Source organism: Ruegeria sp., assembly GCF_965199275.1.
Taxonomy (GTDB): Bacteria; Pseudomonadota; Alphaproteobacteria; order Rhodobacterales; family Rhodobacteraceae; genus Ruegeria.
The window spans coordinates 913,056-938,730 of sequence record NZ_CBDAQX010000021.1; the positions used below are offsets into that span (position 1 = coordinate 913,056).

The 25,675-nt window shown below is 58.5% G+C and carries 25 protein-coding genes; 12 read left to right on the forward strand and 13 right to left on the reverse strand.

From position 1 onward, the window contains the following. Nucleotides 1-81 precede the first annotated feature (81 nt). Nucleotides 82-999: an ArgP/LysG family DNA-binding transcriptional regulator gene (locus tag ACOERD_RS19275; protein ID WP_419740090.1), complete on the forward strand. Its 918-nt coding sequence runs from the start codon at nt 82-84 to the stop codon at nt 997-999. A gap of 4 nt (nt 1,000-1,003) precedes the next feature. Further along, complete coding sequence (locus ACOERD_RS19280) at nt 1,004-1,693, forward strand: nitroreductase family protein (RefSeq protein WP_419740091.1); 690 nt, start codon at nt 1,004-1,006, stop codon at nt 1,691-1,693. Between the two features lie 17 nt (nt 1,694-1,710). Here ACOERD_RS19280 and ACOERD_RS19285 read toward each other — a convergent pair whose 3' ends face one another. Together ACOERD_RS19285 and ACOERD_RS19290 are read right to left on the reverse strand one after the other, a co-directional pair. Continuing rightward, the gene (locus ACOERD_RS19285; protein WP_419740092.1) at nt 1,711-2,991 is read right to left on the reverse strand and encodes an MFS transporter; all 1,281 of its coding nucleotides are present in this window, start codon (nt 2,989-2,991) and stop codon (nt 1,711-1,713) included. Nucleotides 2,992-3,148: 157 nt separating this feature from the next. Then, nucleotides 3,149-3,889 carry a YebC/PmpR family DNA-binding transcriptional regulator gene (locus ACOERD_RS19290; protein ID WP_170352472.1) on the reverse strand — a complete coding sequence of 247 codons (741 nt, stop codon included), beginning with the start codon at nt 3,887-3,889 and terminating at the stop codon, nt 3,149-3,151. Between the two features lie 110 nt (nt 3,890-3,999). Here ACOERD_RS19290 and ACOERD_RS19295 point away from each other — a divergent pair, with 110 nt between their 5' ends. The 4 genes from ACOERD_RS19295 (at nt 4,000) to ACOERD_RS19310 (ending at nt 9,127) form a co-directional block, all read left to right on the forward strand. Beyond that, nucleotides 4,000-5,772, forward strand: coding sequence for an SLC13 family permease (locus ACOERD_RS19295; RefSeq protein ID WP_419740093.1), 1,773 nt, complete (start codon nt 4,000-4,002; stop codon nt 5,770-5,772). Between the two features lie 16 nt (nt 5,773-5,788). Next, entirely contained in the window at nt 5,789-6,523 is a 735-nt protein-coding gene (locus ACOERD_RS19300) for a glutamine amidotransferase (RefSeq protein WP_419740094.1), read from the forward strand. 73 nt (nt 6,524-6,596) lie between these two features. Further along, nucleotides 6,597-7,454, forward strand: coding sequence for a bile acid:sodium symporter family protein (locus ACOERD_RS19305; protein ID WP_419740095.1), 858 nt, complete (start codon nt 6,597-6,599; stop codon nt 7,452-7,454). A gap of 11 nt (nt 7,455-7,465) precedes the next feature. Further along, entirely contained in the window at nt 7,466-9,127 is a 1,662-nt protein-coding gene (locus ACOERD_RS19310) for an FAD-binding dehydrogenase (RefSeq protein WP_419740096.1), read from the forward strand. A gap of 4 nt (nt 9,128-9,131) precedes the next feature. Here the strand turns inward: ACOERD_RS19310 and ACOERD_RS19315 are convergent, their stop codons facing one another. The 3 genes from ACOERD_RS19315 to ACOERD_RS19325 form a co-directional block, all read right to left on the reverse strand. Beyond that, a complete protein-coding gene (locus tag ACOERD_RS19315) occupies nt 9,132-9,866 on the reverse strand; it encodes a YbaY family lipoprotein (RefSeq protein ID WP_419740097.1) in 735 nt (244 codons plus the stop codon). Between the two features lie 98 nt (nt 9,867-9,964). Then, nucleotides 9,965-11,743: an SLC13 family permease gene (locus tag ACOERD_RS19320; protein ID WP_419740098.1), complete on the reverse strand. Its 1,779-nt coding sequence runs from the start codon at nt 11,741-11,743 to the stop codon at nt 9,965-9,967. Between the two features lie 77 nt (nt 11,744-11,820). Then, a complete protein-coding gene (locus ACOERD_RS19325; protein ID WP_419740099.1) occupies nt 11,821-12,633 on the reverse strand; it encodes a TIGR00282 family metallophosphoesterase in 813 nt (270 codons plus the stop codon). 89 nt (nt 12,634-12,722) lie between these two features. Here ACOERD_RS19325 and ACOERD_RS19330 point away from each other — a divergent pair, with 89 nt between their 5' ends. Then, on the forward strand, nt 12,723-12,926 hold the full coding sequence (locus ACOERD_RS19330) for a DUF333 domain-containing protein (protein ID WP_419740100.1): 204 nt from the start codon (nt 12,723-12,725) through the stop codon (nt 12,924-12,926). A 40-nt stretch (nt 12,927-12,966) separates the two neighbouring features. Here ACOERD_RS19330 and ACOERD_RS19335 read toward each other — a convergent pair whose 3' ends face one another. Beyond that, entirely contained in the window at nt 12,967-13,524 is a 558-nt protein-coding gene (locus ACOERD_RS19335; protein WP_419740101.1) for a 5-formyltetrahydrofolate cyclo-ligase, read from the reverse strand. After that, a complete protein-coding gene (gene mgtE / locus ACOERD_RS19340) occupies nt 13,521-14,912 on the reverse strand; it encodes a magnesium transporter (protein ID WP_170665608.1) in 1,392 nt (463 codons plus the stop codon). The genes ACOERD_RS19335 and mgtE overlap by 4 nt, the downstream gene beginning before the upstream one ends. A 143-nt stretch (nt 14,913-15,055) precedes the next feature. Between mgtE and guaD the strand changes: the two genes are divergently transcribed. Continuing rightward, the gene (gene guaD / locus ACOERD_RS19345) at nt 15,056-16,345 is read left to right on the forward strand and encodes a guanine deaminase (RefSeq protein ID WP_419740102.1); all 1,290 of its coding nucleotides are present in this window, start codon (nt 15,056-15,058) and stop codon (nt 16,343-16,345) included. A 61-nt stretch (nt 16,346-16,406) separates the two neighbouring features. On the opposite strand, the gene ACOERD_RS19350 is transcribed toward guaD, so the two are convergent. Continuing rightward, nucleotides 16,407-17,744 carry an 8-oxoguanine deaminase gene (locus tag ACOERD_RS19350; RefSeq protein ID WP_419740103.1) on the reverse strand — a complete coding sequence of 446 codons (1,338 nt, stop codon included), beginning with the start codon at nt 17,742-17,744 and terminating at the stop codon, nt 16,407-16,409. A gap of 202 nt (nt 17,745-17,946) precedes the next feature. Here ACOERD_RS19350 and ACOERD_RS19355 point away from each other — a divergent pair, with 202 nt between their 5' ends. Continuing rightward, nucleotides 17,947-19,128: an ISNCY family transposase gene (locus ACOERD_RS19355; protein WP_419737631.1), complete on the forward strand. Its 1,182-nt coding sequence runs from the start codon at nt 17,947-17,949 to the stop codon at nt 19,126-19,128. Nucleotides 19,129-19,273: 145 nt separating this feature from the next. Here the strand turns inward: ACOERD_RS19355 and hisN are convergent, their stop codons facing one another. Further along, nucleotides 19,274-20,065, reverse strand: coding sequence for a histidinol-phosphatase (gene hisN / locus ACOERD_RS19360; RefSeq protein WP_419740104.1), 792 nt, complete (start codon nt 20,063-20,065; stop codon nt 19,274-19,276). A 45-nt stretch (nt 20,066-20,110) separates the two neighbouring features. Continuing rightward, the gene (locus ACOERD_RS19365; RefSeq protein ID WP_170377978.1) at nt 20,111-20,482 is read right to left on the reverse strand and encodes a helix-turn-helix domain-containing protein; all 372 of its coding nucleotides are present in this window, start codon (nt 20,480-20,482) and stop codon (nt 20,111-20,113) included. 325 nt (nt 20,483-20,807) lie between these two features. On the opposite strand from ACOERD_RS19365, the gene ACOERD_RS19370 reads away from it, so the two are divergent. Next, complete coding sequence (locus tag ACOERD_RS19370; RefSeq protein WP_419740105.1) at nt 20,808-21,764, forward strand: NADPH:quinone oxidoreductase family protein; 957 nt, start codon at nt 20,808-20,810, stop codon at nt 21,762-21,764. Here the strand turns inward: ACOERD_RS19370 and ACOERD_RS19375 are convergent. Next, on the reverse strand, nt 21,761-22,642 hold the full coding sequence (locus ACOERD_RS19375) for a LysR family transcriptional regulator (RefSeq protein ID WP_170665615.1): 882 nt from the start codon (nt 22,640-22,642) through the stop codon (nt 21,761-21,763). The genes ACOERD_RS19370 and ACOERD_RS19375 overlap by 4 nt on opposite strands. 123 nt (nt 22,643-22,765) lie before the next feature. Between ACOERD_RS19375 and ACOERD_RS19380 the strand changes: the two genes are divergently transcribed. Both ACOERD_RS19380 and ACOERD_RS19385 read left to right on the forward strand, forming a co-directional pair. After that, nucleotides 22,766-22,981, forward strand: coding sequence for a DUF1127 domain-containing protein (locus tag ACOERD_RS19380; RefSeq protein WP_419740106.1), 216 nt, complete (start codon nt 22,766-22,768; stop codon nt 22,979-22,981). Nucleotides 22,982-23,159: 178 nt separating this feature from the next. Further along, nucleotides 23,160-23,936, forward strand: coding sequence for a Bax inhibitor-1 family protein (locus ACOERD_RS19385; RefSeq protein ID WP_170377970.1), 777 nt, complete (start codon nt 23,160-23,162; stop codon nt 23,934-23,936). Nucleotides 23,937-24,049: 113 nt separating this feature from the next. Here ACOERD_RS19385 and ACOERD_RS19390 read toward each other — a convergent pair whose 3' ends face one another. Together ACOERD_RS19390 and ACOERD_RS19395 are read right to left on the reverse strand one after the other, a co-directional pair. Further along, nucleotides 24,050-24,229, reverse strand: coding sequence for a CTP synthetase (locus ACOERD_RS19390; protein WP_170377967.1), 180 nt, complete (start codon nt 24,227-24,229; stop codon nt 24,050-24,052). A gap of 438 nt (nt 24,230-24,667) precedes the next feature. Next, the gene (locus ACOERD_RS19395) at nt 24,668-25,480 is read right to left on the reverse strand and encodes a DUF2971 domain-containing protein (protein ID WP_419740107.1); all 813 of its coding nucleotides are present in this window, start codon (nt 25,478-25,480) and stop codon (nt 24,668-24,670) included. Nucleotides 25,481-25,675: the final 195 nt, after the last annotated feature.

Below are 25,675 nucleotides of genomic sequence, written 5' to 3' on the forward strand. Positions count from 1 at the left end.
CTCCTGTCGTTTGAAGGTTTGACTAGCGACTTCGCCTCGGCCTATCAAATTAAAGATACTGAACAAGATTAAGTCTGACTAATGCTGATCGATCCACATCACCTGAACGCGCTGGCCGCGATTCTGCGGCACGGCAGCTTTGATGCCGCCGCCTCAGAACTGTCCGTCACGCCCTCGGCAATATCCCAGCGGATCAAAGCGTTGGAGGATCGCATCGGTACCAGCCTGATCAATCGCGGCTCCCCCTGCACCGCCACGCCTGCAGGGCTGCGGATTGCCAAACATGCCGAGGATATCGGGCTGCTGGAGTCCCAGCTTGCACGCGAACTGACCCTCGAGAACGGCCCCCGTCCCGCGCGGGTGCGCATCGCCCTTCCGGCCGATGTTCTGGCCGCGTGGTTCATCGATGTGATGACGCAGGTGCGGGGCCTGTTGTTCGATCTGGTGATCGACGATCAGGAGCATTCGGCAGACTGGCTGCGCCGGGGCGAGGTTAGCGCCGCAATCACCGTCGGAGGGCAACCGGTCACTGGATGTGATACACATGCCCTTGGCGCGATGCGGTATCTCGCGACGGCAAGCCCGGAGTTCACCACGCACTGGTTCAGTGAGGGATTGTCCGCGCGGTCGCTGGCAAAAGCGCCCTGCCTTGTATTCAACCGCAAGGACAGCCTTCAGCGGGTCTGGATATCCAATCAAACCGGGCAGCGACTTTCGCCACCTTCGCATTTCGTCCCTTCCTCCCATGGGTTTGTCGACGCCGCTATTGCAGGATTGGGTTGGGGCATGAATCCCGAGCCCTTGGTACGCGAAGCGTTGCGGGACGGAAGGCTTTGCGAAGTCGCGCCCGATGCGCCTTTGGACGTGCCCCTCAATTGGCAGATTGGGCGCGTGTTGTCATCTGCCCTGACCCCCTTGACCAAAGCTGAAAAACAAGCCGCTGCAAAGGCCTTGATCCCGGATGCCGACCGCCAGATAAACAGCAAAAATCCGGAGTAAGACAATGTTCTCACGCGATGCGCTCAGCTATGATCCGATCCCGTTGCCCGACCGAAGCGAGATGAGCGATGCCGAGATGCAGCAGGCCGCGCAGGCATTCCACGAAAAAATGCGCCAGCGCCATACCGTTCGAGATTTCATTGACCGCTCCGTTGATCGCGAAGTTATCGAGACCTGCTTACGAACCGCAGGCACCGCTCCGTCCGGCGCCAACCACCAGCCATGGCATTTTACGGCCATCGCTGACCCGGCTTTGAAACAACGCATCCGTGAAGAGGCCGAGGAAGAAGAACGTCGTTTCTATGCTGGCGGCGCAGGGGATGAGTGGATCAAAGCGCTAGAACCCATCGGGACCAACGCGGTCAAAGAACACCTGACCATTGCGCCTTGGCTGATCGTGGTTTTCGCCCAGCGCTGGGGTGAGTTCGAGGATGGCACGCGTTACAAAAACTACTACGTCCCGGAAAGCGTCAATATCGCAACGGGCTTTCTGTTGGCTGCCCTTCATCACGCCGGGCTTTCGACACTGACACACACGCCGAACCCTATGAAGTTCCTGAATGACGCGCTGGGACGGCCGACATCGGAAAAGCCCACAATGATTATCGCCGTTGGTCACCCATCAGAGGCCGCGACTGTCCCCTCCGTTGCCAAGCTGAAGAAACCTCTGGGCGAGATTTCGTCGTTCTTCTGATTGGACCGCTGGCGACTTCAGCTGCCCTGCAAATCAGGTGTCGCTGGCTTGGGCAAGACGACCATGTAACAGGCAGCGGTTGCGACCAGACTGCACAGCACAATGAACGCAACCGCCAGCGAAACCTCATGCATATGCGCGACCGCTGCCAATGCGGCTGACATGGCAACAGCGGTCAGGCGCGCAATGCTCTTGATCGCGGCAGAGGCCTGAACCCGCTGCTCTTTCGGGGCGACATCCAGAAAGTAGAGCTTGCGCGCGCTGCTGATCCCCGTGACGGCAACCGTTGCGATGAACAGGGCAATCGCATGCAGGTGAACTTCGTGGTCGATGCCCAGATAGTGAAACGCCAAAAGGACGATCCCCGTGATCGCCACCATCAAAGTCCCTGCGACCATGACGGTACGATGGGATTTCATGTTTAACAGCTGCCACAGCGGGGCCGAGACCAGATAGCCAGACGCCGAAGACACAATCATCGCGGTCAGCCCCTTGGCCGAGCTATGATGCGCCTCGGCCGCAATCAGAGCGAAAAACGGCACGGACAAGGACACCACGACAAGCGGCATGCGCATGACCAGGTAGCGGCGAAACCAAGCATGTTCGAACATGCTGAAGATGGACTTGATATTGGCTTTCAAAGACAGGCCCAAGTGTTTGGCTTCATTGGATTCTGAACTGTTGGTCTTGCGGATCTCAAACATCGCAAGGATCGACAGGGCAGATAGTAGAAAGAACGTGGCGGACACCGCGATGACGACCGAGTGGCGCGAAAATGGCGGATTGTCCTTGGTCAACTCATGCAACAAAAGCGCCAACCCTATGGCACCCAGCCCTCCGGCCCCCAGTTGCAAATATTGCATCATCATTCGGGATTTCGAATGCACATGATCGCCCAGTAGATCGGTTAACATGAGGTTCTGCACCTCATCGATAAGCCCGATCAGGAAAAAGACTGCGATGAAGGCAATGGCGATCAGCGGCACGATGCCTGTGGCGGCTACCCCCATGGCGACCAAAAGGCAGGTTCCGATTGCAATCTCGGTCATCGCAATCCCGCGTTTCTTCTCGGGCCGCGCGGCAATCGAACGCGCCAGAAAGAAATCTGCGATCATGCTGCCGACCATGCGTACCGAGACCAACGCCCCCGCGATGAACATCGGCAACTCGAATGAGACTGCCAGAAACGGCAAAACCACCGACGGGCTTCCTAGCGTCCAAGCGACCTGAGACAGAATGCTCTGCCCGGCGAGAACCGGGACATTGCGTTTTGCCAGATCTGACGGGTCACGCGCCATGTATCACTCTGGCATCAAAGCCAGCCTTTTTGTTTTCTCGCCCACATTTCAAAGAGTAATCGCTTGAGCCTGATCAGCCAAGCAACACTTCGGAAGCTGAAAAAACAAAAGCCCGACCAAACGGGCCGGGCTTTTCGATACCAGTTGTCGAGTGCAATCAGAGCTGCGCCATGACCTCATCGGTCGCTTCAAAGTTGGTTGTCACGCGCTGAACGTCATCGTCATCTTCCAGCGCATCGACCAGCTTCATCAGCTTCTGCATGTCTTCCAGACCCAGCTCAGTGGTCGTGGTGGGTTTCCAGACCAGCTTGGTGGATTCGGATTCGCCTAACGCCTCTTCCAGCGCATTCGATACGTCGTTCAGATCGGTATCGGCGCACCAGATGATGTGACCATCTTCCGAACTTTCGACGTCCTCGGCACCTGCCTCGATCGCGGCTTCAAAGATAGTATCCGCGTCACCTGCATCCGCCTGATAGACCACCTCACCCTTGCGGTCGAACATGAACCCGACCGAGCCGGTTTCGCCCAGGTTTCCACCATTCTTGGAAAAGGTCGAACGCACGGTCGAGGCCGTCCGGTTGCGGTTGTCCGTCATGGTCTCGACGATCACAGCCACACCGTTGGGGCCGTAGCCCTCGTACCGGATTTCTTCGTATTCGTCGCCTTCGCCCGCAACCGATTTCTTGATCGCGCGGTCGATCACGTCCTTGGGGACCGAGTTCGACTTGGCCTCTTTCACCGCCAGACGCAGGCGCGGGTTTTTGTCGGGATCAGGGTCGCCCATCTTGGCGGCCACGGTGATCTCTTTCGACAGTTTGGAAAACAGTTTGGACCGCGCGGCGTCCTGACGTCCCTTGCGGTGCTGGATATTGGCCCATTTGGAGTGGCCTGCCATGGTGCGTCCTCGTCATCATGTTAGCGTATTCGGCGCTCATATAGACGTTTGCGGGGCAAAGGATCAAGAGAGCGGCTTGCGGGACGCCCATCTGAGGGTAAGGTGGCCGCATGACGACCGATCAAATCATTCTGTTTGCGCTTTTCATTACAGTCTTTGGAATGCTTCTGTGGGGACGTTTCCGGTATGACCTTGTGGCCTTCGCCGCCCTGATGATCGGGGTCACGCTGGGCGTTGTACCAGTCGACAACGCCTTTGCCGGGTTCGGGCATCCTGCAACAATCATCGTTGCCTTGGTGCTGGTAGTTTCGGCTGGGCTGGTCCGATCCGGGGCCGTATTCCTGATCACGCGCACTCTTGTGGATGCCTCGCGTGGACTTGGCGCCCATATTGCACTGATGGGCGGAATCGGCGCGGTTCTGTCGGCTTTTATGAACAACGTCGCTGCACTAGCCCTCCTGATGCCGGTCGACATACAGACCGCGCGCAAAGCGGGGCGCGCGGTGGGGCTGACGCTCATGCCGCTCAGCTTTGCGACGATCCTGGGTGGCATGGCGACCCTGATCGGGACACCGCCAAACATCATCATCGCCTCGATCCGGGCCGAGACCTTGGGCGAGCCGTTCAAGATGTTCGACTTCGCCCCCGTTGGCGGGATTGCGGCCATCGCCGGTTTGGCGTTCGTGTCGCTGATTGGCTGGCGGCTGATCCCGAACCGAGGCGCGCAGGACGAAGCAACCGAGGCGCTGGCGGAATACATCGCCGAACTCACCCTACCCCCCGAGTCGCCTCATATCGGCAAGCGTGTTAGCGAGCTGTACGAGGATGCCGAAAAGTCCGATGTGGCAATCATTGGCCTGATCCGCGACGGCAAGCGGCGCTATGGCCGGTCCGCCCACGCCACGCTGAAAGAAGGCGACGCGCTGGTGCTGGAAGCGCGGCCCGAAGCGCTGGATGAGTTTCGCGCGGCGCTTAAGCTGGATTTCTCGGACACCCGTCGGCAAGAGGTGCTGACCGCAGAAGGCGACGGGCTTGAGGTGATCGAAGTTGTCGCCACGGAAAGCGCGCGCATCACCGGTCGAACCGCGCAAGGGTTGGGTCTGGCGTGGCGGCAAAGTACGGTTCTGATGGGCATCTCGCGCCAGGGTCGCCGCATCACTGAACAGGTCCGCAAGACCGAGGTCGAGGCCGGCGACATCCTGCTTCTGCTCTGCCCCCGCGATCGGGGTGCCGACGTGACGGAATGGCTGGGTTGTTTGCCACTGGCGCAACGGGGCCTGAACGTGACGGCCAACGAAAAAGCCTGGCTCGCCATCGGTCTGTTCGCCACTGCGGTTTTGGCGGCCAGCATTGGGTTGATCTACCTCCCCATCGCGCTGGGTTTTGTCGTGGTGGCCTATGTCCTGACCAAAATCATGCCGATCAGTGACATCTACAACCATATCGAATGGCCCGTTGTGGTGCTGCTCGGCTCGATGATCCCTTTGGGCAGCGCGCTGGAAACCTCAGGCGGCACCGAATTGATCGCCAATGCCCTAATACAGCTGACCGATGGCCTGCCCGCCTGGGCCATCCTCACCGTTCTTATGGTTGTGACGATGACCCTGTCGGACGTACTGAACAACACAGCCACTGCCATTGTCGCCGCCCCCGTCGGCATCCAGATGGCCCGCACTTTGGAGGTCTCTCCCGATCCGTTCCTGATGACGGTGGCCGTTGCCGCCTCGGCCGCGTTCCTCACGCCGATCGGGCACAAGAACAACACGCTGGTTCTGGGGCCCGGAGGCTATCGGTTCGGTGACTATTGGCGCATGGGTCTACCGCTTGAGATCCTGATCATCGCGGTCTCAATCCCCACGATCCTTGTCTTTTGGCCGCTTTGACAGGTAAAGCCCCACTATGAAACGCTTTCTGATCCTTCAATTGCGCCCCGAAGCTGACGCATCCGACGCCGAATATGCCTCGATCCTCGACAAAACCGGCCTGACGCCCGAGCAAACCCACCGCATCAGGCTGGATTGCGAAGACCTGCCCAAAGGCTTGAATGTCACCAACTATGCAGGTGTCATCGTTGGCGGAGGTCCGGGTTGCGTCAGCGACGATCCAGCGACGAAATCCGAGTTGGACGAAAAGATCGAAAACGCGGTCATGGGGCTGATGCCTCAGATCACCGCGCAGGATCACCCCTTCATGGGCTGCTGCTATGGCTTAGGCGTTCTGGCCGCGCATTTGGGTGGCGACGTCAGCAAAACCCGTTTCGGCGAGCCGGTCGGCCCCTCGGCCTGCCGCCTGACCGAAGACGGTGCCACTGATCCGTTGACTGCGGGCCTCACGCCCAAGTTCGACGCCTTCGTCGGCCACAAAGAAGCCGTCCAGACGCTGCCCGATGGATGCGCGCATCTTGTCGCCTCAGACCCCTGCCCGTTTCAGATGATCCGCTGGGGGCAGAACGTCTATGCCACTCAGTTCCATCCGGAGGCCGATGCCAAAGACTTTGAACAGCGTATCAACATCTACAAGCATCACGGCTATTTCCCGCCCGAGGACGCCCAGCGCCTGATCGATATCTGCAACGCCGCCGACGTCACACAGCCGGGCGAAATCCTGCGCCGGTTTGTAGAACGCTATAGATGACCTAACGACGCGGTTGCCTGACGGTTTCCCCCTCGCTTAGTCTGCATTGAAACGACTTTGGGAGGAGTTGTTCTTGGATTTTCTAATCAATGTCGGCCTGCCTGTTTCGCTGGCTATCATCATGCTGTCTTTGGGTATCGGGCTTGAGATCGCCGATTTCCGGCGTGTCCTTACCCGCAAATACCCGTTTGCAATCGGTGCGCTGTGTCAGGTCGTGCTGCTGCCAATCGCCGCGTTTGCAACCGTCAAACTACTTGGCCTGACGCCAGAGATTGCCGTCGGTTTCATGCTGCTCAGCTTTTGTCCCGGTGGTGTAACCAGCAACATCCTGACGAAATTTGCCAGGGGCGATGTGGCGCTTTCGGTCAGCCTGACAGCGGTGATTAGTATCCTGTCGATCCTGACTGTGCCGATCCTAGCCGCATGGACCATCGCGCATTTCATGGGCGAAGACGCGCCCGAAGTGTCGATCACTGGGCTGGCGGTTGCCATGTTCCTGATCACGACCCTGCCCGTCGCCATCGGCATCACGGTCCGCAGGTTTGCAACGGGGTTTGCAAACCGTATCGAGGGCGGGTTGTCCAAACTGGCTGGCGCTCTGTTCCTGCTGATCGTCATCGCCGCCGTGGCCGGGAACTGGCAGCTCTTTATTGAGAACCTTGGCATCATGGGCACCGGGTTGGTGTCTTTGAATATCGCCCTGCTTCTGATCGGTTTGGGCGTCTCACGCGCGGCGAACCTGTCCTGGGCCGAGTGTAAAAGCATCTCGATTGACACCGGCATCCAGAACTCGACCCTTGGGCTGACCTTGGCGGCGCTGATCACGGGGACCGAGACCGGGTTCAGCACTCTGGCTTTGCCCTCGGCGGTTTATGGCGTCACTATGTATGTCGTTGTGTTCCCCTTCCTCCTTTGGTTTCGCAAACGCTGAAAGGACCTGACATGGCCAATAACACGGCAGATGCGATCGTTGTCGGATGCGGGCTGGCCGGGCTGGCGGCTGCGGCTGAGCTGGGCGACCGGGGCAAGACTGTGATCGTTGTGGATCAGGAACCCGAGAGCTTTCTGGGCGGCCAAGCGTTCTGGAGCCTCGGTGGCCTGTTCATGGTCGACACGCCCGAGCAGCGCAGGATGGGCATCAAAGACAGCCACGACCTGGCCCTGCGGGATTGGATGGGCAGCGCGCAATTTGATCGCGACGACGATCTGTGGCCCCGGAAATGGGCCGAAGCCTATGTTGAATTCGCCGCAGGGGAAATGCGCCCTTGGCTGCACGATATGGGTCTGCGCTGGTTTCCGGTGGTTGGTTGGGCCGAGCGTGGAGGCTCCTACGCGGACGGGCATGGCAACTCGGTGCCGCGGTTTCACATCACTTGGGGCACCGGCCCAGGCGTGCTGGAACATTTCATCCGCCGCGTGAAAGAGCATGTCAGTGCGGGGTTGATCCAGCTAAAGTTCCGCCATCAGGTCAGCCACATCATCATGCAAAACGGCTGCGCCAAAGGCGTCTCGGGCGAAGTTCTGGCCGAGGATACAGCCCAGCGCGGCGCCAAGACCAACCGCGAAGAGCTGGGCGAGTTTGAATATTACGCCCCTTCGGTCATCGTCACCTCGGGCGGGATCGGAGGGAATTTTGAGATGGTCCGAAAGAACTGGCCCCGCGACCGTCTGGGCGAACCTCCGCAAGACATGGTCGCAGGTGTCCCGTTTCACGTGGACGGACGTATGATCCCGATCAGCGAAAAGGCGGGCGGCCATGTGATCAACGGCGACCGCATGTGGCATTATACGGAAGGCGTCCGAAACTGGGATCCGATCTGGCCCGCACACGGAATTCGCATTCTGCCCGGTCCAAGCTCGATGTGGTTCGATGCCAAGGGCAACCGCTTGCAACCGCCCTGCTTGCCGGGGTTCGACACGCTAGGGACGCTGCGCGAAATTCTGAAAACAGGACACGAGTATAGCTGGTTCGTTCTGACCCAGAAGATCATCAAAAAGGAATTCGCTCTGTCGGGTTCAGAACAGAACCCCGATTTCACCTCGGGCAGTTGGAAAGAGGTGATCCGCCAGCGCATCCTGTCGGGCAGCAAAGCAACAGCCCCCGTTGAGGCGTTCAAGGAAAAGGGCGAGGATTTCATCGTCGCGAACACTCTGACCGAGCTGGTCAGCGGAATGAACCAGCTGGGTGGAGGTCTGATTGATGAAGCCCATCTGAGGGCGCAGATCGAGGCGCGGGACTCTCAGGTCGACAATCCGTTCTCGAAAGACGCTCAGATGATGGCGATTCTGGCGGCACGCAACTATCGCGGAGACAAGCTGATCCGGACGACCAAGCCACACAAGTTCCTCGATCCCTCAAACGGTCCGTTGATTGCGGTCAAGCTGCACGTGCTGACCCGCAAGACGCTTGGGGGTTTGCAGACCAATCTGGACAGTCAGATGATCGGAGAGGACGGGCAAGTGGTGCCCGGCCTGTTTGCCGCCGGCGAGGTCGCCGGTTTCGGCGGCGGGGGCTATCATGGCTACAACGCGCTTGAAGGCACGTTCCTTGGCGGCTGCATATTCTCAGGCCGCAACGCAGGGCGATCCCGCGCTGTGGCCTGATTCGTCACTGCTTGCGAACCAGTTTGATGACGGGTTCGCCCGCCTCATCCAAAAGGGCCAACGCGTCGCCCTGCACGGCGAAGGTAGTGACGCTCTGCATTGTTTTCAGGAAGGCGCGTTCGATCTCATCCAAGGGTGGCGGGCAAGCCATGAGTGTGGCCGCCATATTGTCCGGAAACTCGATGCGGTTGCCTGAGATTTCGGCCTGACCGGTGAACCGATTGCATCCGCCGGTGCCCGAGAACGCGCCACCTTGGCCAAAGATCAGCTCAGGCCGTCTCTCCGTTTCGATCGGCTCACCGTTTAGCGATGCGGCGATCCAGTCCGAATTCTCCAGCATTGTCGCCCCCTGCGCCTGAACTTGCACGAGCATCAGATCGACGGAATTGCCCGCCTCATCTGAAATTACCGGATACACCGTGTCCGTCGTGAAAAGCAGCTTTTGCCCTTGAGTAATTGTCGCCCTTACAGAGTACCGGTGCCCGTCCTTGATCAGAGCGTCGTCATAGCTCAGCTTGAAGGGCGCGGGAACGGCTGACAGAGCGTATCGCTGCGCCGCCAGCGTCACGGCTGGCGCGTCGGCAAGCGAGACATCCTGAAGCTCAACAAACAGGGTTGCATCGGGCGGAACGGCGATCCTTTCGCGATAGCTGGCCGAGCCTTCGACTGTTCCGGCAAAGCCAGTGCTCGCCATCATCGCGCAGGCGATCGCGGCAATTGCGGTTCCTTTTGCAGGCATGATCCAATCCTCTTGTCGCAAAATACATTCATAGAGCTTTGTGTATCGGCCAAGATTTGCAAGAGGCACCGCGAAATGACGGCGGGTCAGTGCCGATCTTACAGTGGCCAGAACAGCGGAATGAGAAGTGATGCCAACAGCCCAACGGTCAGGTTCAGCGGAATACCCACCTTCATGAAATCCGTGAACCGATAGCCGCCGGGGCCATAGACCATCATATTTGTCTGATACCCGATTGGCGTCGCGAAGGAGGCCGAGGCCGCGACCATGACAGCAACCACAAGGGGACGTGGGTCCATCCCAACGGCTTGCGCCAGACCAATTGCAATCGGCGTGACAACTACGGCGACCGCGTTGTTTGAGACCAGCTCGGTCAGAACCGAGGTCAGCAGATACACCGCCCAGATGATCAGGAACGGCGGCAAAACACCCAGCGACGGCGCGACCGCTTCGACAATCAGGGATACCGCACCTGACGCGTCCAAGGCGGCCCCAATGGCCAGCATGGCAAAGATCAACGCCAGCAGGCGACCCTCGACAAAGGAAAACGCTTCATCCGCGTCGATGCAGCGCGTCAGAAGGACTGCAGCGACGGCTAGGATGGACAGCAGCAGGATCGGCGCGACGCCTAGCGCCGCCATAACCACGATTCCGATCAGAGAGCCAATCGCAATTGGCGCATGGCTTCGGCGGAAGGCCCGCGCCGAGGGTTGGGTGACATCCACCATGTCCATGTCGGCGGCCAGCTTCTGTATGTCAGCGGGCGACCCTTCGAGCAGCAGCGTATCCCCCACCCGCACGACAAGTTCATCGAGCTGCAAACCGATATTCTGGTTCCGCCGATGCACCGCCAGCACATAGACACCATAACGACGGCGCAGACGCATCGTACCCAGCGCTCGACCTACCATCCGACAGCCCGGAGTGATCAGAACCTCGACCGTTTTGGTCTCGACAGCCGAAAGCTGATCAACCCTCTTGAGCTCCTTGTTGCTCTGCAGACTCAAAAGCTCAGTCATTTCGGTGCGCAGAACCACTCGGTCGCCGACATTCAGCGTCACCCCTTTGAGGTTGCGCCGCAAAGAGTCGTCACCGCGCAGAACGTCGATCAGACGCACACCGGGACGCTTGAACAGCTGCACGCCGGTGACCTCACGCCCAATCAGGTTACTTTCCGGGGGAATGACGGCCTCGGTAAAGAATTTCATCTTGGACCGGTCGCTCAGCATCGAGGCCATGCTGTCCCGTTCCGGCAAAAGTCGCGGCGCGATGAAGCGCAGGTAGACCATGCCATAGATCACCAGCACGATACCCAGCGGCGTGACTTCGAAAATCGTAAACGCTTGCATGCCCTGCGCCCGGGCCACACCGTCCACCAGCAGGTTGGTCGAGGTCCCGATCAGAGTCAGTGTGCCTCCCAGAATGGCGGCATAGCTGAGCGGGATCAGCAGCTTAGAGGCAGGCACGTTCAACGTTCGGGCGATTTGAACAAAGACCGGGATCATCACTACGACCACCGGCGTGTTTGACACCACCGCCGATGCCACCACCACGAACGCCATCAGCAAGGCGATCGCTATGCGCGGGTTCACTTGCGCTTGCTTTTGGGCCGTCGAGGTGAATGCATCCAGCGCTCCGGTCCGCACCAAGGCCCCCATGATGATGAACATCGCGGCAATCGTCCAAGGCGCGGGGTTCGAAAGCACGGCCAGCGCGCTTTGATACGGCAGAATGCCCGTCACCAGCATTAGTGCGACGCCACCAATGGCCACGACCTCGGTCGGGTAGACCTCGCGCAGGAACATCACGAACATGCCTGCGACCACCAAAAGCGCCAGTATTGCGCTGCCCGTGTCTGTCAGTGAGAGGAATTGCATTCGTGGTTTTCAGTCCGAACCCTAGGCCCAAGCGCCTGACTTCCAGTTTCCCGCATTGCGCGGATCAGGGCAAGCATTTAGGGCCCGGCCTGCTCCAACCGACCGCCCACGCGCACCATGCGCACTGATTTTGCGCTGCCATCCTGATCATTGGTCTCGACGAACACTCCGCTGAGGGTTGCCTCACCATTGGCCGGGGAAAAGCGCGCTTTGGGCATGCCGGTGATGAACCGCCGCATCGGCTCGACCTTGTCCATACCGATGACCGAGTCATAGTCACCGCACATCCCAGCATCCGTCAGATAAGCAGTGCCGCCGGGCAGAATCTGCGAATCCGCCGTCGGCACGTGCGTATGTGTGCCCACCACAAGGCTGGCGCGCTTGTCACAATAGTGGCCCATCGCCATTTTCTCGGATGTCGCCTCGCAATGCATATCGACGATGATAGCATCGGCCTGCCCGCCGCGCGGGTGTGACTTCAAGATCGGCTCGACCGCCGAGAACGGATCATCAAAGGGCCGCTTCATGAAAACCTGGCCCAGAACCTGAACCACCAGAACCTTGCGCCCTCCGGGTGCGTTGAACAGGCGATGACCCCGCCCCGGCGCGCCCTTGGCAAAGTTCACCGGGCGCACGATGCGCGACTCTTTCTCGATGTGTTGCAGCATGTCTTTCTGGTCGAAGGCATGATCGCCCAGCGTCACGCAATCCGCGCCCGCATCGAGCAGCAGTTTGGCATGATCCCCGGACAGCCCCATCCCGTTCGATGCGTTCTCGCCATTAACCACAACAAATTCCAACCGCCATTCGTCGCGCAGACGCGGCAGATGCTGTTGGATGGCCGTGCGTCCCGCGCGGCCCATGACGTCACCCAGAAAAAGTATCCTCATCCCAACGGTCGTAAGTCTGGTCAACGCGAAGCACAAGTGGTTATGCTGCCGTAATAAACCGTCAAAGCCCTTTAGATCGGAGAAACTTGATGTCGCGTATCCTATTGTCTGCCCTTGGCCTCACTGCGCTTGCCGCTTGCGATCAGGCGGGAACGAGCGATTCCAACACGCAGATTGCCAACCCTGCAGCCACATTCTGCGTGGAAAGCGGCGGCAAATATGAAATTCGCGACGGTGCCGACGGGCAAACCGGCGTTTGCATATTGGCCAGCGGCCGCGAGGTAGACGCTTAGGAGTACTTCCGTGAGAACCACTCGATCTAAGGAGGGAGCCTTAGAACGTCAGAACACGGCTTTCCGTGACAACCATATCCAGCGGCTGATCGGTGGGCTCTAAAGGCAGCCCTTCGGCCTCTTGCCCATCGAAGGCAAAGCCGATCGCCAGCGTTGGGCGTTTGGCGCGCAGTCCTTCCAAGGTGCGGTCGTAGAACCCGCCGCCATAGCCCAGACGGCCACCCTTGGCGTCAAAAGCCACCAGAGGAACAATCAGGATTTCGGGGTCGAAGTAATCGTCGATCTCGGGCACTTTCGCTCCGAACGGCCCGTCCTTCAACGCGCCCTCAGGCGTCCAGCGTGAGAATTTCACCGGCTGCCCTGCGGCCTGAATCACCGGCACACCAACGGGGCCGTAAGCTGTAGCCTCGGCCATTGCTGGCAGCGGGTCGATCTCGGTCCGGATTGGCATGTATCCGGACATGGGCACGCCCCGGTGGCCTGCCAGTATCTCGGACAAGCGGCCTGCAGCGCCCGGCACACGCGCGTCAAACGCCGCTTTGCGACGAGCAAACGCGGCCTTGCGCGCCATCGCTTTGATTTCAGTCAGATCGGTCACAGAAGCACCACGCTGGCAAGTCCCAAGAAGATGAAGAAGCCCATGACATCCGTTGTGGTTGTCACAAACGTCCCAGATGCCAGCGCCGGGTCAATGCCCATTCGGTCCAGCAAGACCGGTACTACCGTACCTGCAAAGCCCGCGATGATCATGTTCACGACCAAAGCAGACCCGATCACGACCCCAAGCAGCGGCGAATCGAACCAAAGCATCCCCACCGTGCCCAGAACAATCGCAAAACACAGGCCGTTCAGCATGCCGACCAACAGCTCGCGTCGGATCACGCGCATGACGTTCGAGGCGGTCAGGTCGCGCGTGGCGAGTGCCCGCACCGCAACCGTCAGCGACTGCGTCCCCGCATTGCCACCCATCGAGGCGACAATTGGCATCAGGATCGCCAGCGCCACCAGCTGATCAATTGCAGCCTCGAATTGCGAAATCACCAGCGAGGCACAGATCGCCGTACACAGGTTCACCGCAAGCCACGGCAAACGCCGACGACTGGTCGCGGCGACACTGTCCGAGATCGAGCTTTCGTCGCTCACCCCCGCCAAGCGCAGAATGTCTTCCTCATGTTCTTCGTCCAGAACCACCATGGCATCGTCGATGGTGATGACACCGACCAGACGGCCATCGGCATCGACCACTGGGGCCGAGATCAGGTGGTACTGGTTGAAAGCATAGGCCACATCCTCTTCGTCCTGATCGACAGGGATGATGTGGAATTCCTCTTCTGCCAGGTCCCGCAGCGGGACCTCGCGCCGTGCGGCCATCAGTTTGCCCAAGGTTATCTGCGCGACAGGTTTCAGACGCGGATCAACCAGCACGACATGATAGAACTGTTCCGGCAGGTCATCATTGGCGCGCATGAAATCAATGGCCTGCCCCACCGTCCAATGCTCGGGCGCCATGACGACCTCGCGCTGCATCAAACGACCAGCCGAGTTTTCGGGGTAGGACAGCGCCTGCTCTGCCGCGACCCGCTCGGAATCCTCAAGCGCGTCCAGAATCGTCTCCTGTTGCGGCTCTTCCAGATCCTCCAGCAAGTCGACGACATCGTCGCTGTCCATGTCCCGCACGGCTTCGGCCAGAACGTCGGGTTTTAGGACACCAATGACCTCTTCCCTAACGGCCTCATCCAGTTCCGACAGGATGTCGCCATCGAACTCTTTGTCATAGAGGCGGATCAGGCGCGCACGGTCATAGGGATTGATCTGTTCCAGAAGGTCGGCGATGTCGGCTGCGTGCAGCGGCTCCATCAACTCGACCAACTTGTCGCGATCATCCACGTCAACGGCAAACAGGATCGCCGCAACGGTACGGCGGTCCAGCGCGTAGACGTCTTCGTCAGCGGAGTCGGTTACGGGATCATCAATGCCTGTGGTCATGTGCTGCTCCCGTTCTTAGTCATGCCATTGGCCCCTAATTAGAAGAAGCAGCTACCGGAAAACAATGACAATGCGCCGATTTACGCTCATCTTTCGCACGCATATGCTGATGAACGGGCTAAAACAGCTAAGGAACAAGGCGAATGGTGCAAAAGACGCTTTTGAAAGGGCGCGTTCTGAGTTTTGACGGCTCCCCTTTTGAGGGAGAGCCAACGGATTGCACCAAACTCGACGAAGCGGTCGTGATCGAGGATGGGCGTGTTCAAGCCGTTGGTGCGCTGGATCGCTTGCGTGCCGTGCATCCGGATGCTGAGGTTAGGGACTACGGCAAGCACCTGATCATGGCCGGGTTCGTTGACCCGCATGTGCATTTCCCTCAAACCGCCATGATCGCGAGCTGGGGCAAGCGGCTGATCGACTGGCTGAACACCTATACCTTCCCCGAAGAGATGAAGTTCGGCGATATCGACTACGCCACCGAGATCGCCAACCGTTACCTCGACCTGACAACGGCGCATGGAACGACGACCATGTGCAGTTTCTGCACGATTCATCCTGAAAGCGTCGATGCCTTTTTCTCGGTCGCCCAACAGCGCGGCCAACGGGTTGTTGCAGGCAAAACCTGCATGGACCGCAACGCACCCGAAGGGCTGCGTGATACCGCACAAACGGCCTATGATCAGTCCCAGGCCCTGTTGGAGAAATGGCACCACGTGGATCGTCTGTCTTATGCGATCACGCCACGGTTCTCGCCCACCTCGACGCCCGAACAGCTTGAGGCTTTGGGCGCGCTTTGGGCAGAGCATCCGCATTGTCTGATGCAAACCCATCTGAGCGAGCAAACCGATGAGATTGAGTGGGTCCGGTCCCTGTTCCCGGATGCGCGCGACTATCTGGATACCTATGAGAAGTTCGGTCTGCTGGGTCAGAACGGCCTCTATGGTCACGTCATCCATCTGGAGGATCGTGAGCGGGATCGGCTGCGCGAGGTGGACGCCGGCTTGGTGCATTGCCCGACCTCGAACACCTTCATCGGGTCGGGCCTGTTCGACATGAATGGGTTGATCCGAGATGGCCACCGCGTTGGCCTGGCCACTGATACCGGTGGCGGGTCCAGCTTTTCGATGCTGCGCACCATGGCCGCTGCTTATGAGATCGGCCAGCTGCGCGGTCGCCCTTTGCACCCGGCGCAATTGCTTTGGCTGGGTACAGTCGGGTCGGCTCGAACGCTGCGAATGGATGACTGCATCGGGAATGTCGCCCCGGGGATGGAGGCCGATCTGGTGGTGATCGACCTAGCCTCGACCCCAGCCATCGCCCAGCGCGAGGCCCATGCCGATGATCTGTGGGAGGCCGTGTTCCCCACCATCATGATGGGCGACGACCGCGCTATCGCTGATGTCTGGATCGGAGGGGCACAGGTCGCCCGTTGAATGCGCCTTCGGCACATGCCTCCGGCGTGGATATTTTTAGCCAGATGAAGGGCGGATTCCGCTATTGGGCAAGTGCGCGGGCCAGACGTTTTTGGGTTTCGATGGTGCGCGGCAGGTCAATCGTCGTGATCTGACCGTCGCGCACGATCTGGCGGCCTTCAACGAACAGATGTTTGACCTGCATTGGACCCGCCAGAAGCAAGGCTGCCGGGTCCCAACTGCCCGCGCTTTCGAGGCTTGTGCGGGTATCCCAGACGGCAATATCGGCCCGTTTACCCGGCATCAGTCGGCCGCAATCGGGCCGTCCAAGCACGTCGGCGCCACCCCGTGTCGCGATCTCAAGCGCTTCGCGGGCGGACATGGCGTCTGCGCCATTCACCACGCGTTGCAGCAACATAGCTTGCCGCGCCTCGAGCATCAGGTTGCCGTTGTCATTGCTGGCCGACCCGTCCGCGCCCAGCCCCACCTTCACGCCTTTATCCCTCATGGTTCTTACTGGCGCTATGCCAGACCCGAGGCGACAGTTCGAGCAGGGGCAATGGGCCACTCCGGTTCCCGTCCTTGCGAACAGATCGATCTCGACCCCATCCAGTTTCACGCAATGGGCATGCCAGACATCTGCTCCGGTCCAGCCCAGCTCCTCGGCATATTGACCGGGACGACAGCCGAATTGAGCTTCGGAATAGGCGATATCTTCGTCATTCTCGGCCAGATGCGTATGCAGCATCACCCCCTTGTCGCGCGCCAGTAGTGCTGCGTCTCGCATCAGGTCGCGGCTGACGGAAAAGGGCGAACACGGTGCAAGGCCCACCCGGCACATCGACCCCTCGGAAGGATCGTGAAACGCATCCACCACGCGGATCATATCGTTGAGAATGTCTTTCTCACGCTCGACAAGACTATCGGGCGGCAGGCCTCCGTCACTTTCACTGATACTCATCGCCCCGCGCGTGGGATGAAAGCGAATCCCCAATTCCGAGGCGGCGGCAATCGTGTCCTCAAGCCGCGCTCCGTTCGGGTAGAGGTACAAGTGGTCGGAACTGAGCGTGCATCCCGACAGAGCCAATTCGGCCAGCCCGATCTGCGCCGAAGTGAACATCTCATCCGGTCCGAACCGCGCCCAGATCGGGTAGAGCGTCTGCAGCCAGCCGAAAAGCAAGGCGTCCTGCCCGCCCGGAACCGCCCGTGTCAGCGTTTGGTAAAGGTGGTGATGCGTATTCACCAACCCAGGTGTGATGACGCAGCCCGAGGCATCGTGAATCTCTCCGGTTGTTGTCAGACCCTGGGCAATTTCGACGATCTGGCCGCCCCGGATCAGGATATCCGCGCCGTGCAGCTCTTGGCGATTATCATCCATTGTCAGGATGGTGTCGGCGTTTTTGATCAGTATTTCGGGCATTTTACGCTCCTGCTTCTGCCCGTCTCAAGCAAGGAGTGCATTAGCCAGCGGAAAACGGGCGCAAGAACCGGCTCAGTACAGTCTACTCACGCGCGACCATTGCGGCAATGAAATTCAATAGCTATGTCGCTAACACGCGATATGTCCGGTGTATGTAACATGCGATCTGTCCGGTTCTATTCTGTCTCTGAGAGGAGGCGTTATGAACCGAGCAGAAGTGTTACAGGAAGTTCGACTGATGAAGTTTGAAGATGTGTATTCGCGGCGAAGCGCGAACAAGCTGACGCAAGAACAGGCGGCTGAGATACTGGGTGTATCCGTGCGCACCGTCAGGCGTTGGGAGGATCGATTTGAGGCGGATGGTGCAGAAGGTCTGTACGACCGTCGGCTTGGCAAACTGGCCAACAATCGTGTTGCCACGGATAAGGTCATGGAGATGCTTGAACTGTTTGATACCAAGTACTGGGATTACACGCCGAAGCATTTCCACGAGAAGCTGGTGGCCCACCATGGTTTCACACAGAGCTACAACTGGGTGCGGCTTACACTGCAGCGCCACGGCCGGGTTCAGGCAGCACCCCGACGAGGTGCCCATCGGCGCAAGCGGCCCCGCCGTCCGATGGTTGGCATGATGTTGCATCAGGACGGCTCCAGCCATGAATGGGTTCCGGGTCAGTGGTGGGATCTGATCGTCACCATGGACGATGCCACCAACCGGGTTTATTCGGCATTCTTTGTCGAGGAAGAAGGGACGATGAGCAGTTTTCAGGGGCTGACAGAGGTGATCGAGGCGCAAGGTCTGTTTTGCTCGCTCTATGCCGATCGGGGCTCTCATTACTGGCATACGCCCGAAGCGGGCGGCAAAGTGGACAAGGACAATCTGACCCAGGTCGGGCGCGCCTTGCAGCAACTCGGCATTGAGCTGATCCCGGCCTATTCACCGCAGGCCCGTGGACGGTCTGAACGCATGTTTGGCACGTTCCAGAACCGATTGCCGCAGGAACTGCGGTCCCATGGGATCACAACCATTGAAGAGGCCAATCAGTTCCTGAAAGAGGTCTATCTTCCCGAACACAATGCCCTGTTTGCAAAGGAGCCGGAGGATACGACCTCGGCCTTCGTGCCGTTTACAGGCAATGTGCGCGACACCCTGTGTGTGCAGGAAGACCGCGTCGTCGGCAACGACAATACGGTGCGCTACAAGGGCCTGGTCATGCAGATCGCGGCAGACAGGCACCGTCATCATTTCGTCAAGGCGAAGGTCAGGGTCCACGAATACCCCGATGGTCAACTGGTCATCTTCCACGGCCCGAGATGCATTGGCCGCTACCAGCCTGACGGATCACCCATCACACAGGAGGATAGCAAACACAAAGTCGCGTGACCCGCTTCGACGTGGCGCGAACGCGGTGGCCCAAATCTACGGTCGCCTACGGCTCCCTCCGAATTGGGCCACCGCGCAATCAACTGAAGCGGACAATTGGCATGTTACCTACACCGGACAATTCAGAATGTTCTCGACATGAAATTCAATAGCTACGCAGGATTTCCAACGCCGCGGCGTGAATTTCAGCGTTGGCGGCTGCCAATGCCCTTCCGCCATTGTGAGCCGGGCCACCCTGCCAATCGGTGACGATACCGCCTGCGGCTTCAATCACTGCAATCGGCGCCTGAATGTCATAGGCGTTCAACCCGGCTTCGATCACCAGATCTGCCTGACCGGCAGAAAGCAGGGCGTAGGCATAGCAGTCCATGCCATAGCGGGTCAGTTGAACCAACTCAGCGACGGCCTGAAAACCTGCACGATCCTCTGACGTGCCAACCTCAGGGAAGGTCGTGAACAGGGTTGCCTGCTCCAACACCTGTGTGCCACGCGTTTTCAACGGAGTTGTGCCCAAAGGCCCAGTCAGTTGAGCTATGCCTGATCCGCCCACAAAACGCTCACCGATATAGGGCTGATCCACAACGCCCACGATCGGACCATCTTGCGTAGACAGGGCGATCAGAACGCCCCAGGTCGGCGTACCGCTGACGAACCCTCGAGTGCCGTCGATCGGATCAAGCACCCAGGTCCTGCCCGAAGACCCCTCAACCTGACCGAACTCTTCTCCCAGAATTCCGTCATCTGGCCGACGCTGTGCCAGAACCGCCCGCATGGCTTGCTCCGCCGCTCGATCAGCCACGGTAACGGGGTCATACCCGCCAGCCAGCTTGTTGTCAGTTTCGAGATTGGTCTGCCTGAAATATGGAAGGATGGCTGCGCGCGCGGCGTCAGCCATTTCTTCGGCAACTTCAAGGTCGGTCAGGTCGGTCTGGCTCATGCAGCACAGGTGCTGCGAACACGGGCCGGTGTCAAGCCGTAGTGATCAGGCAACGTCGCTGAGAACGCGTGCCAGTTCAAACAAGCGGCGACGCTGGTTTTCCGGAATCGCGTAGTAAGAGCGCACCAGATCCAGGGCTTCCTTGTCCCCCATCAGGTCAGCAGGAAGCGCGCTCTTGTCGGATTTCTCTTTTTGGCCTTCTTCAAGACCTTCAAAGAAAAAGCTGACCGGTACGTCCAGCGCATCGGCAATGTCCCACAGACGGGAGGCACTGATTCGGTTCGCCCCGGTTTCGTATTTCTGAATTTGCTGAAACTTGATACCAACTTGCTGCGCCAACTGCTGTTGGGTCATGCCAATCAGCCAGCGGCGATGTCGGACACGCTTGCCCACATGGACATCGACGTGATGAGTCATTGGTATTCTCCTCTACTACACACACATCTGTTGCGGGACTTCGCGCCGTTCACATAAACAGAAGTTAGAGAAGTCCCCATAAGCATCCCCCAACCAGACATGTGCGATCCCCCGATACAGCACTGCCGTCCAATATTGCCGCTTTTGACTTTTTTTCAAGTTGGTTGAATTGGAATCTCTGTACATTGGTTTATGGTTGTGCATCTCTGGGATTTTGGCGACACGGTCTAACCAAACTGTCTTCGTTAGCGCGCACAATTAGCTGAACGCATTGACAATTTCGCTCATACTGCGACCTATTCCCTGAAAACCAAGATGAACCATCATGCTTGCATATCGCATTGAATCCAAAGGCGCCGACGCGCGAATTGTCGAATTGCCCACGCCGACACCTGCCGAGGGACAGGTCAGAATCGCCATCAAAGCATGCGGCCTGAACTTCGCCGATTTGCTGATGCAGAAGGGCACGTATCAGGATACGCCAAAGCCTCCGTTTACTTTAGGCATGGAAATCGCCGGTGTTGTCGACGAACTGGGACCAGCAGTCTCTGGCTTGAAGGTTGGTGACCGTGTCGCCGTGTACTCGGGCCAGGACGGGTTGGCCGAGTACGGCGTGTTCGACGCGGATCGGGCCATCCCCATCCCGGATGAGACCAGTTTTGAGGAGGCTGCCGCCGTTCAGATCGCCTACGGGACCAGCCATCTGGCACTGGACCATCGCGCCCGGTTGCAGCCAGGTGAAACCCTGCTCGTGGCCGGAGCCGCCGGTGGCGTCGGACTGACCGCGGTGGAAATCGGCAAACTGATGGGCGCGACCGTGATCGCCCAAGCGCGCGGTGCGAATAAGCTGGCCGTTGCACAGGCTGCCGGGGCAGATCACTTGATCGACGCCTCTGAAGACCTGCGCGCCCGCGTCAAAGAATTGGGAGGCGCCGATGTCGTCTATGACGCGATTGGCGGCGACGTGTTCAAAGCCGCCTTCCGCGCCACCAACCCCGAAGGTCGTCTGCTGCCAATCGGCTTTGCTGGTGGCGAAGTCCCTCAAATCCCGGCCAACCACCTGTTGGTTAAGAACCTGACGGTAATCGGCTTCTATATCGGCGGCTACCTCAGGTTCCGCCCCGATATCGTGCGCAACAGTTTTCAGACGTTGTTCCAGTGGCATGCCGAAGGGAAGATCACGCCTCATATCAGCCACACCCTGCCGTTGAACGAAGTCGAACACGGCCTCCGCCTGTTGAAAGAGCGCAAATCCACCGGCAAGATCGTGATTACGCCCTAGCCCACCACGGCCCGAAGGGGCGTGCTGCCCAGCATGCGGAAATTCTGGCGCACCAGTTGCGCCAACGCCTCGATGACTGCATCGCGCCCCGGCTCTCCTCCGTAGAGGTTGATCATATGCGCGGGCAGCTCGGGCAAAACACCACCCGAGTCGATCTGTTCAAGGTGTGCAGCCTCGGTGCCATCTAGCATTGCGTGAATCGCAAGATCAGCGCTGACCGTGGCTTCGATGGTGCGGTCGTTCTCGGTTTCGACGGAAAGCTCCCACGGGATACCCGCGGCATCCAGCGCCGCGATAACCTGCGGACGGAACATGCAGCGCCGCCCCAGCGCAATCGGCACCGGATTCTTGCGCCAAGCCGACCCACCCGGTGCCCCGATCCAGCGCAGCGGAAGCTCGGCAATGGTCTCAGACCCGTCTGATGAGGAAGGCTCGGTCGTCAGGATCAGGTCACATTCCCCGCGTTTGAACATATCCTTAAGCTGCAACGAATAGGACGAGATCAACTGCACGCGCACACGCGGGAAATCGGCGTTGAACCGCTGAAGAACACGCGGAATCGCCGGGTAGACAATGTCATGAGGGACACCCAGAACCACCTCGCCCTCAAAGGCCTGATCCGTGAGTTTTGAGATCACCTCATCATTTAAAGCGATCATCCGGCGGGCATAAGCCAGCAACTGCTCGCCCGAGGCGGTCAGCGCGATGGTCCGCCCGCTGCGATCCAGAAGCTCCAAATCCAAAAGCTCTTCCAGGCGTTTCAACTGCATGGAGACGGCTGATTGCGTCAGATGCAGAAACCCCGCCGCGCGTGTGACGCCACCCTGATCGGCCACGGCCACAAAGGATCGCAATGTGGTGATGTCCAGATTTCTCATGTTCACGAATCCTTATGCATCCAATCAAAAATATTCGTTTTTAAAATGTGCACCAACTCGCCATATAAATCAAGGAAGTTGATGAGACCGATTTAAACCATCTGAAAAACGAAAGGATAGACCATGAACTCGATCGCCCTGAACCGACACTGCCCCCGACACAAGCAATCCCTGTTTGCGCGTATACGGTTCGTCCTGTCCGTAAGACGTCAACGTCAACAACTGGCTCAGCTGGATGCCCGCGCCCTGAACGACATCGGCATCACCCGTGCCCAGGCCGACGCCGAGGCCCGCCGCCCCATCTGGGATGCCCCGCAGTTCTGGAAAAGCTGCCTTTAATACTCATGTTTTTTCGGCGATAGGCGATCTGCGGCAGCAGGTCGCCGTTTTTGTTGCGTATTTTAGGCGGAAATACTGCAGAAACTCTTGAAACACAGCCTACAGTTGCCGATATTCAGCAGGAAAGTGGCCAATACTCACGGGCCGCACGCAGATACGTTTAGGGAGACCTTTGTAAATGGCACAATTCGATACGATTCGGACGGCCGCAGGCGCACGCGCCGCCGAGATTGATGAGGGCCTTCGCGCCCATATGAACAAAGTCTATGGAACGATGTCCGTGGGCATGTTCATCACCTTCCTCGCAGCCTGGGCGATCTCGGGTCTGTCGATCACCACCGATCCGTCGGCAGCCGTGGCGCAACTGAACGCGAACACTTACCTGACCGCGCTGGGTCATTCGATCTATGTCTCGCCGCTGAAATGGGTAATCATGTTCGCACCGCTGGCCTTTGTGTTCGGCTTCAGCGCCATGATCAACCGCATGTCGGCTGCGGCTGCACAGCTGGTGTTCTACTCGTTCGCCGCCGTAATGGGCCTGTCGATCAGCTGGATCTTCATCGCCTTCACCGGTCAGTCGATCATTCAGGTCTTCCTGATCACCTCGATCGCCTTCGCGGGTCTATCGCTCTACGGCTACACGACCAAGAAAGACCTGTCGGGTATGGGAACCTTCCTGATCATGGGCGTTATCGGTCTGATCGTCGCGATGGTGGTCAACATCTTCCTGGCCTCTTCAGCCATGGCCTTCGCGATCTCGGTCATCGGCGTTCTGATCTTCGCCGGCCTGACCGCCTATGACACGCAGCAGATCAAGAACACTTACCTGCAGATGGCACATGCCGGTGATCAGGAGTGGCTGGGCAAAGCCGCCATCATGGGCGCGCTGAGCCTGTACCTGGACTTCATCAACATGTTCATGTTCCTGCTGCAACTGCTGGGGAACCGAGAGTAAACCCCTCCCCCAATGTAGAAACAATTCAAACCTGCCAGGACGCGATCTTGGCAGGTTTTTTCTTTCCGGAATATGCGTGACGGCAACGGCTGTTTACAGGCGATGTCCGAGCGTCACCCCTCTAGCTTGCGCGCCACCAGATACGAGGCCGGAAAGGCCGCCACAAACCCCACCGCCGCCGCCAGCACGATTGGCAGGACTGCGGTGTATCCCATCACCAGAACAGCGATAACCGCTGTGCCTGCGAGGGTAGAGCCAAGGAAGATATGTACGATCAACATCAGGGGGAGCATTGCGACCTCATTCAAGTATTCAACAGTGCGGGAACACTAGCGCTTTGATCGAATTCGGTCCTTGATCTGGGTCAGAGGTTTGGGGGTCGCGGATCACTTGCAACGAGCGGCGGGATGCGCTCGAGGAAGCGCGTGGGGCGGCTGAATGAAGGCGGTAAGAATCGCGACCAATCCAAGCGGATGAGCGGCGTCCCGGAAGTCGTCCAGTGGACGAACTCAGCCGCAAACGCTGAGCCCCAGAGCGCTAAAGCGCTCGCAACGGTTGATCAGTAGAACGGAGGGCAGCGCCGGCCCGAGGGGAGGCGCAAACGCGCCGCCCCATGAGGGCGGGTCGGCGCGGCCCGGCGGTACCGCCGGGCGGGTGGGTTGGCCTGTTGGCCTGTTGGCCTGTTGGCCTGTTGGCCTAGAGTGAACTTTCAATAAACAGACAGAGGGAAACTAAATGGAAGCTTGTTCATAATTCAGTTCTTCACCTAGAGCATCACGGACTTGCTCTATCAACATGCATGACGCGTGACTCCCAAAAGTAACTCCAGTCAAAGCATAGTTAGGAACTTGGACATACCCATCTTCTTTCAATGAGTATTTTATTAATCGTGTCTCAGCCTCAGGAAGCCATTCCTCAGTTTTACAGACCGAAAAGGCCTGCAGAATCGCCATCCATTGCTTTGGATTGGCATCGAAGACAGGCACTCCAGTTAGATGAAATTCAGCGGCTAGAAGTTCCGCTTCAGACACTCGTTTTCTGTCTAGATTGTCGCAGTAAAATACCTGTGCCCAATATGGAGCATCTTCCTTTAAACAGTTACTCTCTTTAGTAAAATGAAGCCTGAACCCCTGACCAGCGCTTGAGTACTTTCGCCACATGTACTGCTCATCATGTTTCTCTGGTTGCGAAAAACAGGAAATCCGAATGCGCTCGGGGGCAACTCTTACGAATTGTTTTTGCCAACGGCGCCTGTCGCGAAGAAACGCTCGAAACTCTTTGACTGACCGGTACTTCCGGCAGAATTCATGACTTGGTGGCAAATGCTTCATTGCCGAAACGCGAAGATCTTTGAAAAGTCCTCGCAACTTTTCTTCGGATGACCGCACAATAGGTACGACACCTTCTGCATCGTCGTTTTGGCCTCCAAGGTGACGAAACCAGACCTTACCATTTGCAAGATTTCCCAGTTCCTCAGGCAGGTAGCTGTTGCACGCGGGACGGTAGCGAAGAAGACTATGAGGAAGATTAGAAAAACTGCTCATAAATTTCTGATTTAACGATGAAAAATTCTTTGTTCACACCATTCATAGACAAACTACCGATGTGCGAAAGATCACGTTAGTTGGCTGCGCCAACTGCTTTCGCCAACCAACGAAAAAGTGGCAACCTTTAGTGACCCACCAGCACCATAACTGCCACCGGGTGCCGCACGCGTTTGGCCTTGCCAAACGCTTTCG

What these genes read in the sequence shown, in the direction of transcription:
- ACOERD_RS19290 (WP_170352472.1), bottom strand. Translation starts at nt 3,889, where the DNA reads ATGGCAGGCCACTCCAAATGGGCCAATATCCAGCACCGCAAGGGACGT.
- guaD (WP_419740102.1), top strand. Translation starts at nt 15,056, where the DNA reads ATGGTGCAAAAGACGCTTTTGAAAGGGCGCGTTCTGAGTTTTGACGGC.
- ACOERD_RS19295 (WP_419740093.1), top strand. Translation starts at nt 4,000, where the DNA reads ATGACGACCGATCAAATCATTCTGTTTGCGCTTTTCATTACAGTCTTT.
- mgtE (WP_170665608.1), bottom strand. Translation starts at nt 14,912, where the DNA reads ATGACCACAGGCATTGATGATCCCGTAACCGACTCCGCTGACGAAGAC.
- ACOERD_RS19315 (WP_419740097.1), bottom strand. Translation starts at nt 9,866, where the DNA reads ATGCCTGCAAAAGGAACCGCAATTGCCGCGATCGCCTGCGCGATGATG.
- ACOERD_RS19275 (WP_419740090.1), top strand. Translation starts at nt 82, where the DNA reads ATGCTGATCGATCCACATCACCTGAACGCGCTGGCCGCGATTCTGCGG.
- ACOERD_RS19385 (WP_170377970.1), top strand. Translation starts at nt 23,160, where the DNA reads ATGGCACAATTCGATACGATTCGGACGGCCGCAGGCGCACGCGCCGCC.
- ACOERD_RS19355 (WP_419737631.1), top strand. Translation starts at nt 17,947, where the DNA reads ATGAACCGAGCAGAAGTGTTACAGGAAGTTCGACTGATGAAGTTTGAA.
- ACOERD_RS19280 (WP_419740091.1), top strand. Translation starts at nt 1,004, where the DNA reads ATGTTCTCACGCGATGCGCTCAGCTATGATCCGATCCCGTTGCCCGAC.
- ACOERD_RS19390 (WP_170377967.1), bottom strand. Translation starts at nt 24,229, where the DNA reads ATGCTCCCCCTGATGTTGATCGTACATATCTTCCTTGGCTCTACCCTC.
- ACOERD_RS19370 (WP_419740105.1), top strand. Translation starts at nt 20,808, where the DNA reads ATGCTTGCATATCGCATTGAATCCAAAGGCGCCGACGCGCGAATTGTC.
- hisN (WP_419740104.1), bottom strand. Translation starts at nt 20,065, where the DNA reads ATGAGCCAGACCGACCTGACCGACCTTGAAGTTGCCGAAGAAATGGCT.
- ACOERD_RS19365 (WP_170377978.1), bottom strand. Translation starts at nt 20,482, where the DNA reads ATGACTCATCACGTCGATGTCCATGTGGGCAAGCGTGTCCGACATCGC.
- ACOERD_RS19320 (WP_419740098.1), bottom strand. Translation starts at nt 11,743, where the DNA reads ATGCAATTCCTCTCACTGACAGACACGGGCAGCGCAATACTGGCGCTT.
- ACOERD_RS19325 (WP_419740099.1), bottom strand. Translation starts at nt 12,633, where the DNA reads ATGAGGATACTTTTTCTGGGTGACGTCATGGGCCGCGCGGGACGCACG.
- ACOERD_RS19395 (WP_419740107.1), bottom strand. Translation starts at nt 25,480, where the DNA reads ATGAGCAGTTTTTCTAATCTTCCTCATAGTCTTCTTCGCTACCGTCCC.
- ACOERD_RS19300 (WP_419740094.1), top strand. Translation starts at nt 5,789, where the DNA reads ATGAAACGCTTTCTGATCCTTCAATTGCGCCCCGAAGCTGACGCATCC.
- ACOERD_RS19350 (WP_419740103.1), bottom strand. Translation starts at nt 17,744, where the DNA reads ATGCCCGAAATACTGATCAAAAACGCCGACACCATCCTGACAATGGAT.
- ACOERD_RS19310 (WP_419740096.1), top strand. Translation starts at nt 7,466, where the DNA reads ATGGCCAATAACACGGCAGATGCGATCGTTGTCGGATGCGGGCTGGCC.
- ACOERD_RS19330 (WP_419740100.1), top strand. Translation starts at nt 12,723, where the DNA reads ATGTCGCGTATCCTATTGTCTGCCCTTGGCCTCACTGCGCTTGCCGCT.
- ACOERD_RS19380 (WP_419740106.1), top strand. Translation starts at nt 22,766, where the DNA reads ATGAACTCGATCGCCCTGAACCGACACTGCCCCCGACACAAGCAATCC.
- ACOERD_RS19375 (WP_170665615.1), bottom strand. Translation starts at nt 22,642, where the DNA reads ATGAGAAATCTGGACATCACCACATTGCGATCCTTTGTGGCCGTGGCC.
- ACOERD_RS19285 (WP_419740092.1), bottom strand. Translation starts at nt 2,991, where the DNA reads ATGGCGCGTGACCCGTCAGATCTGGCAAAACGCAATGTCCCGGTTCTC.